This is a genomic window from Pseudomonas grandcourensis, from assembly GCF_039909015.1.
GTDB lineage: Bacteria > Pseudomonadota > Gammaproteobacteria > Pseudomonadales > Pseudomonadaceae > Aquipseudomonas > Aquipseudomonas grandcourensis.
Genome location: NZ_CP150919.1, coordinates 804438 through 821736, shown reverse-complemented (window position 1 = coordinate 821736; position 17299 = coordinate 804438). Strand labels below are relative to the sequence as shown.

5 protein-coding genes, 2 tRNA genes and 3 rRNA genes are annotated in these 17299 nt (G+C 58.6%); 1 reads left to right on the top strand and 9 read right to left on the bottom strand.

Annotated elements, in window-relative coordinates; all coding sequences use genetic code 11:
- Positions 1-4: 4 nt before the first annotated feature.
- The gene (locus AABM52_RS03515; protein WP_108219830.1) at positions 5-1531 is read right to left on the bottom strand and encodes a CoA-acylating methylmalonate-semialdehyde dehydrogenase; all 1527 of its coding nucleotides are present in this window, start codon (positions 1529-1531) and stop codon (positions 5-7) included.
- 150 nt (positions 1532-1681) lie between these two features.
- Between AABM52_RS03515 and AABM52_RS03510 the strand changes: the two genes are divergently transcribed.
- Positions 1682-2632, top strand: a complete 951-nt coding sequence (locus AABM52_RS03510) for a LysR family transcriptional regulator (protein ID WP_347910446.1) — start codon at positions 1682-1684, stop codon at positions 2630-2632.
- A gap of 4 nt (positions 2633-2636) precedes the next feature.
- Here AABM52_RS03510 and recD read toward each other — a convergent pair whose 3' ends face one another.
- The 8 genes from recD to AABM52_RS03470 all read right to left on the bottom strand — a co-directional run bounded on the left by recD (position 2637) and on the right by AABM52_RS03470 (position 17256).
- Positions 2637-4745: an exodeoxyribonuclease V subunit alpha gene (gene recD / locus AABM52_RS03505; protein ID WP_347910445.1), complete on the bottom strand. Its 2109-nt coding sequence runs from the start codon at positions 4743-4745 to the stop codon at positions 2637-2639.
- Complete coding sequence (gene recB / locus AABM52_RS03500; RefSeq protein WP_347910443.1) at positions 4742-8431, bottom strand: exodeoxyribonuclease V subunit beta; 3690 nt, start codon at positions 8429-8431, stop codon at positions 4742-4744. The genes recD and recB overlap by 4 nt, the downstream gene beginning before the upstream one ends.
- Positions 8431-11880 carry an exodeoxyribonuclease V subunit gamma gene (recC, locus tag AABM52_RS03495; protein ID WP_347910442.1) on the bottom strand — a complete coding sequence of 1150 codons (3450 nt, stop codon included), beginning with the start codon at positions 11878-11880 and terminating at the stop codon, positions 8431-8433. Before recC ends, recB begins: the two co-directional genes overlap by 1 nt.
- A gap of 154 nt (positions 11881-12034) precedes the next feature.
- Positions 12035-12150: ribosomal RNA gene (rrf, locus tag AABM52_RS03490) — 5S ribosomal RNA — on the bottom strand.
- A gap of 165 nt (positions 12151-12315) precedes the next feature.
- Positions 12316-15207: ribosomal RNA gene (locus AABM52_RS03485) — 23S ribosomal RNA — on the bottom strand.
- 248 nt (positions 15208-15455) lie between these two features.
- A tRNA-Ala gene (locus tag AABM52_RS03480) sits at positions 15456-15531 on the bottom strand.
- A gap of 30 nt (positions 15532-15561) precedes the next feature.
- Positions 15562-15638, bottom strand: a tRNA-Ile gene (locus AABM52_RS03475).
- A gap of 81 nt (positions 15639-15719) precedes the next feature.
- Positions 15720-17256 (bottom strand): 16S ribosomal RNA (locus AABM52_RS03470).
- Together the 16S, 23S and 5S rRNA genes with 2 tRNA genes alongside form the textbook arrangement of a ribosomal RNA operon.
- Between the last annotated feature and the right edge of the window lie 43 nt (positions 17257-17299).

The window sequence follows — 17299 nt, the reverse complement described above, 5'->3', positions numbered from 1 at the left end:
CTCCTTATCGCAAGTTGATGGTGGTGTTCACACCGTCGTTGACGCTGTCGTCATCGAACCAGCGACTGGTGACGGTCTTGGTCTGAGTGTAGAACTGCACCACTTGCTTGCCGTACGGGCCGAGGTCGCCGAGTTTGGAACCGCGCGAACCGGTGAAACTGAAGAACGGCACCGGCACCGGAATCGGGATGTTGATGCCGACCTGGCCGACGTCGATTTCGTTCTGGAATTTGCGTGCCGCCGCGCCGCTCTGGGTGAACAGGCCTGTACCGTTGCCGAACGGGTTGGCGTTGACCAGGGCGATGGCCTCGTCGAGCGTATTGACTTCCAGCACCACCAGCACCGGGCCGAAGATTTCCTGGGTGTAGATCTGCATGTCGGTGGTCACGCCGGAGAACAGGGTCGGGCCGACAAAGTTGCCCTTCTCGTAACCGGGAACCGTGATCTCGCGACCGTCCAGTTCCAGTTTCGCGCCTTCCTTGATGCCGCTCTCGATCAGATCGAGAATCCGCGCCTTGGCCTTTTTCGAGATCACCGGGCCGACATCGGTGCCCGGCTCGCTGCCGGCATTGACCTTGAGCTTCTGCGCCAGCGCCTTGAGATCCGGCAGCCACTGCTTGGCCGCGCCCACCAGCACCACCACCGAGGTGGCCATGCAACGTTGACCGGCAGCACCGAAACCGGCACCCACCAGCGCATTTAGCGCTTGTTCGCGATTGGCGTCCGGCAGCACCACGGCGTGGTTCTTGGCGCCCATCATCGATTGCACGCGCTTGCCGTGTTTACCGGCCAGGTCGTAAACGTGCGTGCCGACCGCAGTCGAACCGACGAAGGAAACCGCCTTGATGTCCTTGTGGGTGCAGAGCCCGTCCACCACGTCCTTGCCGCCATGCACGACGTTGAGCACGCCGGCCGGAATGCCCGCCTCGATCGCCAGCTCCACCAGGAGCATGGTCGACATCGGGTCCTGTTCGGACGGTTTGAGCACGAAGGTGTTGCCGCAGGCGATGGCCATCGGGAACATCCACAGTGGAATCATCGCCGGGAAGTTGAACGGGGTAATGCCGGCGCACACGCCGATTGGCTGGCGCAGGGTGTAGGTGTCGACGCCACCGGCGACGTTTTCAGCGAACTCGCCCATTTGCAGGCTGCCGATGGAGCAGGCGTGCTCGACCACTTCCAGGCCACGGAAAATGTCGCCTTCAGCGTCGGCGATGGTCTTGCCCTGCTCTGCACTGAGGACCGCGGCGATGCGCTTGGAGTGTTCGCGAATCAGCGCCTGAAGCTTGAGCATGATGCGCATCCGCGCGCCGATGGGCGTCAGCTTCCAGGTCTGGAAGGCGCGATGGGCTGCGCTGATGGCCGCGTCGACTTCTTCGGCGGTGGCAAACGGCACTTTGGCGAGTACTTGCTGGGTCGCCGGGTTGATGATGTCGTGCCATTCGGTGGTCTTGGATTCGACCCACTCGCCGTCGATCAACAGCTTGACCTTTTGCACGGTGGTTTCGTTGGGCGTGAGCGATGCGTTCATGTGGGTCTCCAGATCTTTGTTTTTATCTTGGGAGCCAAGGCGAGAAAGTCGCCTTGAGATGAGGCGTGTGCCGCGAATTGGTTGTCGGACTGTTTTTGGAGTATAGATGTGCAAACTTCTAATAAGAACGCACATAAAAACCGGTCCAACATGCAAAAAAACATCACCTCCCTCGGCTCGTTGAACTGGGATGACCTCAAGTTTTTCCTTGAAGTCGCCCGCACCCGCAAGGCCAGCATCGCGGCCAAGCGCCTGGCGGTGGACTACACCACGGTGTCGCGACGCATCAGTTCCCTGGAAACGGCGTTGGGCACATTGCTGTTCGAAAAATCCCGGACCAACGGCTTTGTCCTGACCGCCGAAGGCCAGCGGTTGATGGGGTATGCCGAGTCGATCGAAAGTACCCTGCACATGGCGTGCGAGCAGGTTTCCGGGTCCGGCGTGGCGCTGTCCGGTCACGTGCGCATGGGCTGCACCGAAGGTTTCGGAAGCTTTTTCATCACACCGCAGCTGAGCCACTTCGTCGACACCTATCCGGCCATTTCGGTGGACATCCTGCCGCTGCCGCACTTCATCAGCCTGTCCAAGCGCGAGGCCGACATCGTCATCGCCCTGGAGCGCCCGGAGCACGGCCCGTACGTCTGCTGCAAACTGTGCGACTACCGGTTGCAGCTGTACGCGACCCAGGATTATCTGGACAACCACCCGCCGATCCGCAAACCAGCCGATTTAGCCAAGCATTCATTTATCAGTTACGTCGACGACCTCGCGTTCAGCTCGGAGCTGCTGTACCTGGCCAACGTATTGCCCGGCGCCAGCGCCAACCTGCGCAGCACCAGCGTGATCGCACAGTTCGTGGCCGCGCAGCAAGGACGCTCGCTGGCGATCCTCCCGTGCTTCCTCGCCACCCAGGACCCGCGCCTGCTGCCGGTGTTGCCGCAGGAAATCAATATCACCCGACAATTCTGGATGTACTGCCGCGAAGACCTGCGCAAGCTCAAGCGGATTACGCTGTTGTGGGATTACATCCGCCAGGTGACTGAGCAGAATCAGGGCCTGTTGATGGGGGAAAGCCGGGAGATGTTGTTTGCCGATTACTGACCTTTCAGCCTGTCGGCTCGCTGCCGTCCTTGAGCTCCAGCATCAGCCCGCTCAAGCGTTTGACCCGACGTTTCACCGCCTCTTCAAACACGCCCGCACGGGACTCGATCAAGGTGAACCAGTCCTTGGCCCGGGTAATGCCGGTGTAGATCAGTTCCTTGGTGAGCACCGGGTTCAAGGCATCGGGAAGAATCAACGCGGTATGTGCGAACTCCGAGCCCTGGGATTTATGCACGGTCATGGCGTACACGGTTTCGACATCATTCAGGCGACTGGGCAGGACAAATCGCACGCCACCCTGGCCATCATTGCGTGGGAACGCCACACGCAGAACTTGTTTTCCAGTCCCGTGGCCTTCCTGTTCCGGGAGCTTGAGGGCAATGCCGATATCGCCGTTCATCAAACCCAGCCCGTAATCGTTGCGGGTCATCAGCACAGGCCGACCTTCGTACCACTGCTGGTCGCTGTCGATCAGCCGCGCCCTGAGCAATGCCTCCGTCACCCGCTGGTTCAAGCCTTCGACACCCCATGGCCCCTTGCGCACGGCACATAACAACTGGAACGCGTCGAAGGCCTGCAGCACTTCTCGAGCCCAATCAATCCAGCGCGAATCTTCCAGCGGGCTGTCCAGTGGCGGGCGCTGATTGCGCAGCACGCTCAGGTAATGTCGATAACCCTGCGGCCCCTCACCGTGGCCGTCGAGAAGCAGGCGTTCCAGGGCCCTGTCCTGCTCCCCCTTGAGGGACAGGCAATACACATCGTCATGGCTTCGCGCCGACAACAACTTGCGGGCTTCTTCGGGTTGCTGCTGGTTGACCCAGCGAGCCAGTTGGCCAATGCCGCTGCCTTCACCGAATCGCCGGGAATGGCGCAACATCACGACCTGTTGGGCCAATGGATGAGTGCCCTGCGCATCCTCCTGCAACCCGCTGGCCTGCAGGTTTTCGCCACTGACGGCTTCCAGCCACTGGCGGGTCTGCGGGCTGTACCAGCCAGCCTCCGCGTCACGACACAGGTCCCCCAATACCGCACCGGCTTCTACCGAAGCCAATTGATCCTTGTCACCCAACAGCACGAGACGCGCATGGGCCGGCAAGGCGTCGAGCAGGTTGGCCATCATTTCCAGGTCGATCATCGAGGCCTCGTCCACCACTAACACATCCAGCGGCAGGCGATTGCCCGCGTGATGGCGGAAATGGCGAGTCCCGGGCCGGCTGCCGAGCAGGCGGTGAACGGTGGTGACGTCGGACGGGATCTTTTCCCGTATTTCTTCGCTGACCTTCAAGGTCCGGACTTGCTGGCTGATGGATTCCGTCAGACGCGCCGCGGCCTTGCCGGTCGGTGCGGCGAGGCGAATGCGCAGGGGCATGCCGGCCTCGACCGCCGGCGCCTGGAGCAATGCCAGCAAGCGCACGACGGTGGTGGTCTTGCCGGTTCCCGGCCCCCCCGTGACGATGCTGAAGGCACTGCGCGTCGCCAGGGCGCAGGCCAGCTTCTGCCAGTCGATCACTTCCCCCGGCCGGGCAGGACCAAACAACCCGGTGAGGCGCTGGAGCAAGTCGTTCGGCGTGGATTCGTGTTCCGTCAGACGCTCGCGCAACGAAAGGTCGATCCGCCGCTCGTAGGCCCAATAGCGGCGCAGGTACAAGCGTTTGCCCGATAAAACCAAAGGCCGGTCACGCACGTTGTCACGACTGTCAGCGGCCAGTGCGACCAGGTTGCTGGCGGCCAGCACCTTGCACCAATGAGCGCCGTCGAGCGATCCCAGCAATTGCGAGGGCAACAGCATCGCGCCGCTTTGCACGTCACCTTCGGGTGGCAGCGACAGGGCGAAGTCCGGTTCTTTCAGCGTCTCGAACAGATCAAGGCAGACATGCCCGTGGCCCAACTGGTGGCTGGTCAGCGCGGCTGCCAGCAACACCAGTGGATCATCTTCCGGAGCCAGCTCATGCAGAAACGCCACAAAGGCTTTGTCCAGCGCGCGCAACCAGCCACGTTCGACCCAGCGCGTGAGCAGCAACAGCAAGTCGTCGGCACGACTCAGCGGCGCCAGATCGGCCAGGCTTTCGGCTGCCAGCGATGTGGGCAACAAATCGGCGAATGTGCGATTCATAACAGTACTCCCTGTTCCCAGGCGGGCTCGGCCTTGGGTTCTGGCTTGCCCTGGAACAGTCTGTCCAGACGCTCGATCAGTTCTCTTGGCGGCCGGGCGAAAAACACCCCCTGGCTGGCCGCGCGCGTACCGCGCAAAAACAGGTACAACGCACCGCCGACATGCCGGTCGTAGTCGTAATCGGCGAGCCGCGCCTTGAGCTGGCGGTGCAGGGCCAACAGGTACAACACGTATTGCAGGTCATAACGGTTGTCGAGAATCGATTGTTCCATGGCTTGCGCGGTGTAGGCCGCATCATCGACGCCGAGCCAGTTGGATTTGTAGTCGGCCACGTAATAGCGGCCGTCATGTTCGAACGTCAGGTCGATGAAGCCCTTGAACATGCCGTTGAGCAACACCGGTTCCGCGGCGACCCGGGCCACGCCGTTGTGGGTGTATTGGCACACCAGCGCATCGAGCTTGAGCACATCGACCTTATGGCTGGCGAACCAGAATTCCATCTCGACCTGATACTGCGTCAACTGGCCGAATATCACCGGTGCCTGACCGCCGCCCAGTTGCAACGGCGACTTGAGCAGATGCTGCAGCCAGTCGCTCAAGGTGCTGATCCAGCCCTCCCAGCCTCGACGGTTGCAGCGACGGGCAATGGCGTCGATCACCTCTTGCGGTGCCGCATCAAAACCCTCGCCCCCCGCCCATTCGAGCAAGCCATGGAGGAAGGTGCCGGGGTTCGGGCCACGCGGGAAACGATGGATATCACCGCCACCGGCCACCACTTCCCTGGGGGCCAGCGGATCGAGGCGTTCGTCATCGAACAGTTTTTGCGCCTGCGGGCTCTCCGGCGCCTCGTCCGTGCCGACACTCAGGGTGTCGCCAATGCGCAACGCGCTGTAGGAAGCGATCCACCAGTTTTCACTGGCCTTGCGTTTCGGAACCAGCGGAGCCAGCAGCGCCGCATCGTTTTGCGGTGGCTGGTAATGCTCTGCTGTTGCTTCAGGCATCTGCGCGTACGCCAGCGCCGGGCAGTCCTGTTGCAGATCCCGCAACCAAAGCTGCAACGCCGGGGAATCGGCCAATGGCGCACCGCCGCCCAGCAGATAACCCAATGCCGACAGATGCAGCACCGAGCCATTGTTGTTGCCGCGCTTGAGGTCGGCCACCCCCAACCAGCAGGCGTGTTGCGCCCGGGTCAGGGCGACATAGAGCAAGCGCAGATCCTCGGCCAGACGCTCATCGTCAGCCAGGGCAATCAACTCTGTCGTCGGCTTCAAGGTGAGCTGGGCATTGCCGGATTCATCGTGGTAGTGCAACGGCAGGCGGCTGCCATCCACCGGTTTCGCCGAGCAAATGAACGGCAGGAACACCAATGGATATTCAAGGCCTTTGGACTTGTGAATGGTCACGACCTTGACCAATTGCTCATCACTTTCCAGACGCAGGATCTGTTCTTCGCCAGCCTGCCCGGACAACGCCAGATGCTCGGACAAATGCCGGATCAGGGCTTGCTCGCCATCGAGTTCGGCGGCGGCTTGTTGCAGCAGTTCGAAAAGGTGCAGAAGGTTGGTCAACACGCGCTCGCCGTCACTGCGGGCGATCAAGGCCTGGGGCAGGCGGAAGTCGTGCAGCAAGCGTCGCAGCATCGGCAGTACGCCCTGCTTGCGCCAGACTTCGCGATAGCCACGGAACTGCATGACCCGGGATTCCCAGGCCAACTCGTCCTGATTCAGCCGCTCCAGTTCCGTCAACGAGAGGTTCAACGTGATGCTGGCCAACGCGGCCCGCAGCGGTCGCTCGACATCCGGCTCGGCGCAGGCCTTGAGCCAGGTCAGCACGTCATGCGCCTCCTGGGCGGCGAACACCGAGTCCTTGTCCGACAGGTAAACACTGCGCACGCCACGGGCGGCCAATTGCCCACGAACTGCCTGCGCCTCCTTGCCATCGCGTACCAGGATGGCGATGTCCGCCGGCAGCAGGCCCCTGAAGGCTTTGCCGCCCTCGGTGAACCCCGCTTGCCCCTGCTGCCCGCCATTGAGCAATGCCGTGATTTCACTGGCGCAAGCCGCCGCCAGTTGTTGCCGGTACACCGCACCGGACAACGGTTGTTCGGCCGGCAAGTGCCAGATATTCAAGGCCGGGATTGCCTGGTCATTGATGCGCAAGACTTCTTTGCGGCCCTGGGAGGCAACCGGCGTGAATGGAACCGGGTTGTCGCCATTCTTCTGCCGAAAGAGGAAAGCACCGCGCCCTGACTCCCGGGCTTCGGCACGCTCGAACACATGGTTCACTGCGTTGACCATGCCATGGCTGGAGCGGAAGTTGGTGCCCAAGGTGTGCAGGCGGCCAGTGGTGGCCTGGCGGGCGCGCAGGTAGGTATGGATGTCGGCGCCGCGAAAAGCGTAGATCGCCTGTTTCGGGTCGCCGATCAGGAACAGACCGCACTCTGGGCTGTTCTCTTCAATGCGGTAGATGCTCTCGAAGATCCGGTATTGCACCGGGTCGGTGTCCTGGAACTCATCGATCAGGGCGACCGGAAACTGTTCACGAATCAGGGTTGCCAGGCGTTCGCCGCCATCGGACTGCAAGGCCGCATCAAGGCGCAGCAACATGTCATCGAAACCCATTTCCGCACGACGGCGCTTCTCTTCCTCGAATCGCGCCCCGACCCAGCGGGCCGCATGTTGCAGTACGGCCGCGTCAGGTGTCGGCAACCCATCGAGACAGGCCTTGAGGTCGGCCATCGCATCGAGCCCCGGATGTCTAGGCGCTTCGCCTTTCCAGGCTTCGGCCATGCCATCCGGGGTCAGGCGAGTGAAGCCAGTGCCGATATCCAGTTGCTCAAGGGATTCGTCCTCGGCCCAGGCCTTGATCTTTTCAAACCAGGGCTCGAAATAACGTGCCTGCATCTTGCGACCGTCGACAGCCTTGGTCGCAACGCCCTGGTGACAGATGACAAGCAACTCGTCCGCCCACTGTAGCCAGGGCTTCTTCAGTTCGATCAGGGCCACCCGTCGTTCTTGCAGGCATTGCGAAATAACTTCGGCGGGTTCTTTCCCTTCATGCGCATCCCGCTCGCTGGCGAACAGCGCACGAATCCGCGGCAGCAGCGCCGCCGGCCCGCCCCAATTGCTGCGCACCCAATTCAAGGCGTCACCTTGCATCGGGTAGCAGAACAGCCGCCAGTAATCGCGCAGGACTTCCCCCAGCAAGTCGCTGTGGTCGGTTTCCAGGGTCTGGGTAAATAGGCTGCCGCTGTCGAACGCGTGCTCACGCAACATGCGCTGGCACCAACTGTGGATGGTCGACACCGCCGCCTCGTCCATCCACTGGGCGGCGATGTCCAGGCGGTTTGCGCACCCGGGCCATTGCTCGGGCAAGTACTGATCACGTAACTCGGCAATCAGGCTGTCGGGGGCCGGTGTTTCATCGCGGAAATAGCGTGCGGCCTCGGCGAGCCGCGTGCGGATGCGTTCGCGCAGCTCTTTGGTCGCGGCGTCGGTGAAGGTCACGACAAGGATCTGCGGCGGCAGCAGCTCACGTCCGAAGCCGCTGTCCTCTCCGCCATTGCCAAGCACCAGGCGCAGGTACAACGCGGAAATGGTGAACGTCTTGCCGGTGCCGGCACTGGCTTCGATCAGTTGACTGCCACGCAGCGGGAATGCCAGGGCCAGAGGTGTCTTTGTGCTCATCAGCGCGACTCCTCGCTGGACAGTGAACGCCAGGGTGCTTCAAGAAGCGGGCGATAGAGCGCGTCACACCATTGGGGGAACGTCTCGTCGGCGACCAAGGCATCGTAATCGGCGAATTGGCGCGCCAGTGCAGGGCTTTCGCGACGTTCCCCGTCCGTCGTCTGCCCATCCCCTTCATAGGCCTTGCGCGCAGCGGCCTCGGCTTTGATCGGGTCGGTTTGCCCCAGCCACGCGAAGGCTGTCTTGACTGCGATCGGTAGCGGCTGGCGCATGCCCGACTGCCAGGCCATCAACAGGTCGCCGAGAATTGTCCGCGCAGTGGACTGGTCCAGCGGACCGAGCAACAGGCTGTCGTCGCTGGCCACCAATGCGGTGGTCAGCGGCAGGCCACTGGCACAAGCCATCAGATGATTGACCCACGGGCGTGTCAGTCGATGCCATTTGCGCGACTTGATCGAGCCGATACTGTTGGGGATCGTTGTGACAGACAACAAACCACCATCAGCACGCTGATGCAGACCGCTGAGCCAACCCTCGATGTGCAGGCCTTGCAGTTCAAGACTGACGGGCAACGCGCTGCTGAGGGGTGTTGGCCACAACGCCAGGAGCTGTTGGTGGCGTTGCAGCAAGTCAGGCAATGGCTCGATCAACTCCCGTTGCAGGCACTCACCGAATCCGGCCATGGGCAGCAGCCCGCTGTTCTGCAATCGTTTCGCCTGATCCTCCAGTGCCTGCCCGGAATTTCCAGGATCTGCCAGCGCCGCTTCGAGCAAACGGTCGCTGAGGCTGTATCGCTGCAACGCATCCAGGACAAAGGGCTCTTCATCGGCCAACGGCACTTCCGCCGCCTCGAAGAAGACCTTCAGTCGCTGGCTGAAAAAGTGCCGTACCGGATTGCGCAGGAAATCCTGCACCTGACCGAGACTCAGTGGTTCGTCCTGAACGTGAGGCCCGAGCACTTCGGCGCTTGGCTGCTGCTCTACCGCCTGATGAAGCACCTGCCATTCGCTGGCGTAGCTGAACGACTCATCCCCGTCGTGAAAGTAGCGAGCACTGAAGGGTTGCAATGGGTGTTCCCGGGTCATGGCTTCCAGCAGATCCTCGTCGCTTTGCAGCAACCGCCAACCGCTGGCCAGGTGATCACGCAACTGGCCGATCAATACCGAGGCAGGCCGCTCGCTGTTATCGCGGATACTGCGGCCCACCCAACTGATGTAGAGCTGATCCCTTGCCGACAGCAAGGCTTCCAGTAGCAGATAGCGGTCGTCTTCGCGCCGGGAACGGTCACCCGGACGGTAATCACTGCCCATCAGATCGAAATCCAGCGGCGGTTGCGCCCGCGGGTAATCGCCGTCATTCATGCCCAGCAGGCACACCAGCTTGAACGGGATGGCGCGCATGGGCATCAAGGTGCAGAAGTTCACCGCACCGGCCAGAAAACGTTGGGACAAACGACCCTGATCCAGACCTGCAAGCCAGGCTTCACGGACGACAGTCAGCGGCAACTCGTCCTGCAACCCGACGGACTCGCAGGTCTCGAGCCAGGTCTCACGCAGCTCTTCGAGTTGGGCCAGCAAGTAGTCATCGTGTTCGTTACCGGCAAGGAAGAACAACTGCACCAAAGCCTGCAAGCGCAAGCCCCATTGCCCCGGCGATGCCGGCTGAGAGAGTTCGTGGTGAGCCACTTCCAGCGCGTCCAGCAACGCAACCAGCGGACCGATGAGCGCAGCGTCCAGGCCACCGATCTCGTCGTAGGGTTCGATGCCCTCATAAGCACTGGCGCTGCCGACGGCATAACCGAGCAACATCCGCCGCAAGCCGAAACGCCAGCTGTTTTGCTCCAGTTCATTGGGCAGCCCGAGCCCGGCACGTTGCTCGGCATTCATGCCCCAGCGAATGCCGGCACCTTCGATCCAGCGGTGCAGCGTCGGCAGGTCACGCTCCTCGACACCAAAACGAGCGCGCAGTGCGGGGACGTCCAGCAGATCGAGAATTTCACTGACAGGGAATCGGCTGTCAGGCAGCTTGAGCAAGTGCTCCACAGCAATCAGCAATGGATCGCGACCACGCTGACCCTGGTCAGCCAGGGTAAACGGAATGAAGCGTGGATCCTGGCGGTCAAGCTGACCAAACACGGCACGAATATGCGGTGCGTAGCTGTCGATGTCCGGCACCATCACGATGATGTCCCGGGGCCGCAATTTCGGATCGGCGCTGAAGCGCGCGAGCAGTTGATCGTGGAGGATCTCGACTTCTCGCTGGGCGCTATGGGCAATGTGAAAACGGATCGATTCGTCCTGCTCAAGATCGATAGCGGGCCAACGCTCCCGAGTCTCGTTGAGGGGGCGCAACTCGAGGATGTCGTCCTGCAACTGGTTGAGCACGTTCAGCGGCTGACCGTCACTGAACAGGTCGATGCGCCCGTCGCGGAATGCCGAACGATAGCTGTTGGGATCGTCATAACTGTCGAGCAGGTTGATGTAGTCCCGCCCCTGCTTGCCCCAGGCAGCCAGCAGCGGGTGAGCATGCTGATGCAGGGTTTGCGGATCGATCACTACCGGCATGCCGCTCTTGCGGGCCTGACGCTTGTATTGATGCCGCAACAGGTCTTTATCGGCGACGATGTCCGCCCAATGGTGACGACACGGGTTGTGTACGCACAGCAGGACCTGGCTGAATCGTGCCAGTCCCGCCAGTGCTTCCAGGGCTTGGGCAGGCAGGGAAGAAATCCCGAAAACGATCACTCGCGAGGGCAATCCCTTAGGAGCTGTTTCGAGGTTATTGATGCGCTCGACAAATCGCTGATGGACGCCGGCACGGCTTTGCGCCATGCCTTCTGCTCCCACATCCAGCAAGAGTGCGCGCCATAACTCTGCCTGCCAGCAATTGGCCGGTGTAAGGGCTTTGGTTTCACCCCTGGCGTTTCTTGTTTGATGTCGACCTTCCGCCCAGTCTTCGAGCCAGTCGGCTCGGTACACCTGGTATTGGTCGAACAGATCCGCCAGACGCTCAGCCAGTTGATAGCGTTTGCGCAGGTCGGTGTCATGGGTCAGGAAACGCTGCAGCGGCTCGAAGTGCGGTTGGTTGATCAACTGCGGCAGCAGGCGCATCAGACGCCAGGTCAGCGGGGCTTTATCGAGCAGGGACTTGACCGGAATTTCGTCGCGGCCAAGGACCATGCGATAGAGCTGCCACATGAAGCTGCCGGGCAACTGCACGTCGATGGCGGCAGCGATGCCGCAGCCTCCCATGTCGTCTTCTTCAGAATCTTCCGCCAGTGCCAACTTCAGCCATTGGGCAATGCCATTGCTTTGCACCAACGCGATTTCATTCTCCAGGGGAGCCAGCGGATAGCGCCGCATCCAGCTGACCACCAGGCTGCGCAACTCGTCCAGGCGGTTGCCGTGAACCACCATAAAACCAGCACTGAGGGACGTCGCGTCCGGCATAAAGGCTTCCTTGGAAAATACAAACGCCAGGGGCGAACCTTAGCATTGTCGGGAGACGGTGACAGCGTGAACCTGCTCGTTGTTGCGGTGCGAACTTTCCTGCGGACAAAAACAAAACCCCAACTGCTTTCGCAATTGGGGTTTCGGAATTTAATCTTGACGATGACCTACTCTCACATGGGGAAACCCCACACTACCATCGGCGATGCATCGTTTCACTGCTGAGTTCGGGATGGGATCAGGTGGTTCCAACGCTCTATGGTCGTCAAGAAATTCGGGTACTGAGTCGTGGCCGGCTGGCCTCGCTTCAGCAAATTGGGTATGTGATAGCTTTCGGTGTTTTGTGCTGCTTTTGTGAGTACAGCCGAACTTTCGGTTCGTTTCGTCTTCACACACCGCAATCTGGCTTTTAAGCGCAAATTGCTTGGGTGTTATATGGTCAAGCCTCACGGGCAATTAGTATTGGTTAGCTCAACGCCTCACAGCGCTTACACACCCAACCTATCAACGTCGTAGTCTTCGACGGCCCTTCAGGGGACTCAAGGTCCCAGTGAGATCTCATCTTGAGGCAAGTTTCCCGCTTAGATGCTTTCAGCGGTTATCTTTTCCGAACATAGCTACCCGGCAATGCCACTGGCGTGACAACCGGAACACCAGAGGTTCGTCCACTCCGGTCCTCTCGTACTAGGAGCAGCCCCTCTCAAATCTCAAACGTCCACGGCAGATAGGGACCGAACTGTCTCACGACGTTCTAAACCCAGCTCGCGTACCACTTTAAATGGCGAACAGCCATACCCTTGGGACCGGCTTCAGCCCCAGGATGTGATGAGCCGACATCGAGGTGCCAAACACCGCCGTCGATATGAACTCTTGGGCGGTATCAGCCTGTTATCCCCGGAGTACCTTTTATCCGTTGAGCGATGGCCCTTCCATACAGAACCACCGGATCACTAAGACCTACTTTCGTACCTGCTCGACGTGTCTGTCTCGCAGTCAAGCGCGCTTTTGCCTTTATACTCTACGACCGATTTCCGACCGGTCTGAGCGCACCTTCGTACTCCTCCGTTACTCTTTAGGAGGAGACCGCCCCAGTCAAACTACCCACCATACACTGTCCTCGATCCGGATAACGGACCTGAGTTAGAACCTCAAAGTTGCCAGGGTGGTATTTCAAGGTTGGCTCCACGCGAACTGGCGTCCACGCTTCAAAGCCTCCCACCTATCCTACACAAGCAAATTCAAAGTCCAGTGCAAAGCTATAGTAAAGGTTCACGGGGTCTTTCCGTCTAGCCGCGGATACACTGCATCTTCACAGCGATTTCAATTTCACTGAGTCTCGGGTGGAGACAGCGCCGCCATCGTTACGCCATTCGTGCAGGTCGGAACTTACCCGACAAGGAATTTCGCTACCTTAGGACCGTTATAGTTACGGCCGCCGTTTACCGGGGCTTCGATCAAGAGCTTCGCGTTAGCTAACCCCATCAATTAACCTTCCGGCACCGGGCAGGCGTCACACCCTATACGTCCACTTTCGTGTTTGCAGAGTGCTGTGTTTTTAATAAACAGTCGCAGCGGCCTGGTATCTTCGACCGGCGTGGGCTTACGGAGCAAGTCCTTCACCCTCACCGGCGCACCTTCTCCCGAAGTTACGGTGCCATTTTGCCTAGTTCCTTCACCCGAGTTCTCTCAAGCGCCTTGGTATTCTCTACCCAACCACCTGTGTCGGTTTGGGGTACGGTTCCTGGTTACCTGAAGCTTAGAAGCTTTTCTTGGAAGCATGGCATCAACCACTTCGTGTTCTAAAAGAACACTCGTCATCAGCTCTCGGCCTTAGAATCCCGGATTTACCTAAGATTCCAGCCTACCACCTTAAACTTGGACAACCAACGCCAAGCTGGCCTAGCCTTCTCCGTCCCTCCATCGCAATAACCAGAAGTACAGGAATATTAACCTGTTTTCCATCGACTACGCTTTTCAGCCTCGCCTTAGGGACCGACTAACCCTGCGTCGATTAACGTTGCGCAGGAAACCTTGGTCTTTCGGCGTGGGTGTTTTTCACACCCATTGTCGTTACTCATGTCAGCATTCGCACTTCTGATACCTCCAGCAAGCTTCTCAACTCACCTTCACAGGCTTACAGAACGCTCCTCTACCGCATCACCTAAGTGATACCCGTAGCTTCGGTGTATGGTTTGAGCCCCGTTACATCTTCCGCGCAGGCCGACTCGACTAGTGAGCTATTACGCTTTCTTTAAAGGGTGGCTGCTTCTAAGCCAACCTCCTAGCTGTCTAAGCCTTCCCACATCGTTTCCCACTTAACCATAACTTTGGGACCTTAGCTGACGGTCTGGGTTGTTTCCCTTTTCACGACGGACGTTAGCACCCGCCGTGTGTCTCCCATGCTCGGCACTTGTAGGTATTCGGAGTTTGCATCGGTTTGGTAAGTCGGGATGACCCCCTAGCCGAAACAGTGCTCTACCCCCTACAGTGATACATGAGGCGCTACCTAAATAGCTTTCGAGGAGAACCAGCTATCTCCGAGCTTGATTAGCCTTTCACTCCGATCCACAGGTCATCCGCTAACTTTTCAACGGTAGTCGGTTCGGTCCTCCAGTTAGTGTTACCCAACCTTCAACCTGCCCATGGATAGATCGCCCGGTTTCGGGTCTATTCCCAGCGACTAGACGCCCTATTAAGACTCGCTTTCGCTACGCCTCCCCTATTCGGTTAAGCTCGCCACTGAAAATAAGTCGCTGACCCATTATACAAAAGGTACGCAGTCACCCAACAAAGTGGGCTCCCACTGCTTGTACGCATACGGTTTCAGGATCTATTTCACTCCCCTCTCCGGGGTTCTTTTCGCCTTTCCCTCACGGTACTAGTTCACTATCGGTCAGTCAGTAGTATTTAGCCTTGGAGGATGGTCCCCCCATATTCAGACAAAGTTTCTCGTGCTCCGTCCTACTCGATTTCATGACTAAGAGATTTTCGCGTACAGGGCTATCACCCACTATGGCCGCACTTTCCAGAGCGTTCCGCTAATCTCAAAGCCACTTAAGGGCTGGTCCCCGTTCGCTCGCCACTACTAAGGGAATCTCGGTTGATTTCTTTTCCTCAGGGTACTTAGATGTTTCAGTTCCCCTGGTTCGCCTCTTGCACCTATGTATTCAGTACAAGATAACCATCTTATGATGGCTGGGTTCCCCCATTCAGACATCTCCGGATCAAAGTCTGTTTGCCGACTCCCCGAAGCTTTTCGCAGGCTACCACGTCTTTCATCGCCTCTGACTGCCAAGGCATCCACCGTATGCGCTTCTTCACTTGACCATATAACCCCAAGCAATCTGGTTATACTGTGAAGACGACATTCGCCGAAAATTCGATTGAGCTCCTAAGAGCAACTCACAAATTTTACCTTAGCCTGATCCGTTACCAGTGAAAGTAACGTTCAGTCTATCTTTCTATCACATACCCAAATTTTTAAAGAACGAACTAGTCAAAGACTAGAAATCAACATTCACCATCGTCTCGATGGAATGCTCATTTCTAAGCTTTATACAATCAGAAGCAGTTAGTGGTGGAGCCAAACGGGATCGAACCGTTGACCTCCTGCGTGCAAGGCAGGCGCTCTCCCAGCTGAGCTATGGCCCCGTATTTCTACAGGCGTTTCCCACACAAAATTGGTGGGTCTGGGCAGATTCGAACTGCCGACCTCACCCTTATCAGGGGTGCGCTCTAACCAACTGAGCTACAGACCCAATTTCGGGCTGCTTCTTATCGTCTTCTTCAATGAATCAAGCAATTCGTGTGGGAACTTATGGAGCAGCTGAGTCGTCGATTAAGGAGGTGATCCAGCCGCAGGTTCCCCTACGGCTACCTTGTTACGACTTCACCCCAGTCATGAATCACACCGTGGTAACCGTCCTCCCGAAGGTTAGACTAGCTACTTCTGGTGCAACCCACTCCCATGGTGTGACGGGCGGTGTGTACAAGGCCCGGGAACGTATTCACCGCGACATTCTGATTCGCGATTACTAGCGATTCCGACTTCACGCAGTCGAGTTGCAGACTGCGATCCGGACTACGATCGGTTTTGTGGGATTAGCTCCACCTCGCGGCTTGGCAACCCTCTGTACCGACCATTGTAGCACGTGTGTAGCCCAGGCCGTAAGGGCCATGATGACTTGACGTCATCCCCACCTTCCTCCGGTTTGTCACCGGCAGTCTCCTTAGAGTGCCCACCATTACGTGCTGGTAACTAAGGACAAGGGTTGCGCTCGTTACGGGACTTAACCCAACATCTCACGACACGAGCTGACGACAGCCATGCAGCACCTGTCTCAATGTTCCCGAAGGCACCAATCCATCTCTGGAAAGCTCATTGGATGTCAAGGCCTGGTAAGGTTCTTCGCGTTGCTTCGAATTAAACCACATGCTCCACCGCTTGTGCGGGCCCCCGTCAATTCATTTGAGTTTTAACCTTGCGGCCGTACTCCCCAGGCGGTCAACTTAATGCGTTAGCTGCGCCACTAAGAGCTCAAGGCTCCCAACGGCTAGTTGACATCGTTTACGGCGTGGACTACCAGGGTATCTAATCCTGTTTGCTCCCCACGCTTTCGCACCTCAGTGTCAGTATCAGTCCAGGTGGTCGCCTTCGCCACTGGTGTTCCTTCCTATATCTACGCATTTCACCGCTACACAGGAAATTCCACCACCCTCTACCATACTCTAGCTCGTCAGTTTTGAATGCAGTTCCCAGGTTGAGCCCGGGGCTTTCACATCCAACTTAACGAACCACCTACGCGCGCTTTACGCCCAGTAATTCCGATTAACGCTTGCACCCTCTGTATTACCGCGGCTGCTGGCACAGAGTTAGCCGGTGCTTATTCTGTCGGTAACGTCAAAACACTAACGTATTAGGTTAATGCCCTTCCTCCCAACTTAAAGTGCTTTACAATCCGAAGACCTTCTTCACACACGCGGCATGGCTGGATCAGGCTTTCGCCCATTGTCCAATATTCCCCACTGCTGCCTCCCGTAGGAGTCTGGACCGTGTCTCAGTTCCAGTGTGACTGATCATCCTCTCAGACCAGTTACGGATCGTCGCCTTGGTGAGCCATTACCTCACCAACTAGCTAATCCGACCTAGGCTCATCTGATAGCGCAAGGCCCGAAGGTCCCCTGCTTTCTCCCGTAGGACGTATGCGGTATTAGCGTTCCTTTCGAAACGTTGTCCCCCACTACCAGGCAGATTCCTAGGCATTACTCACCCGTCCGCCGCTGAATTCAGGAGCAAGCTCCTGTCATCCGCTCGACTTGCATGTGTTAGGCCTGCCGCCAGCGTTCAATCTGAGCCATGATCAAACTCTTCAGTTCAAACATCTTTGGGTTTTGAGAAAACCCTAAACTTGGCTCAGCA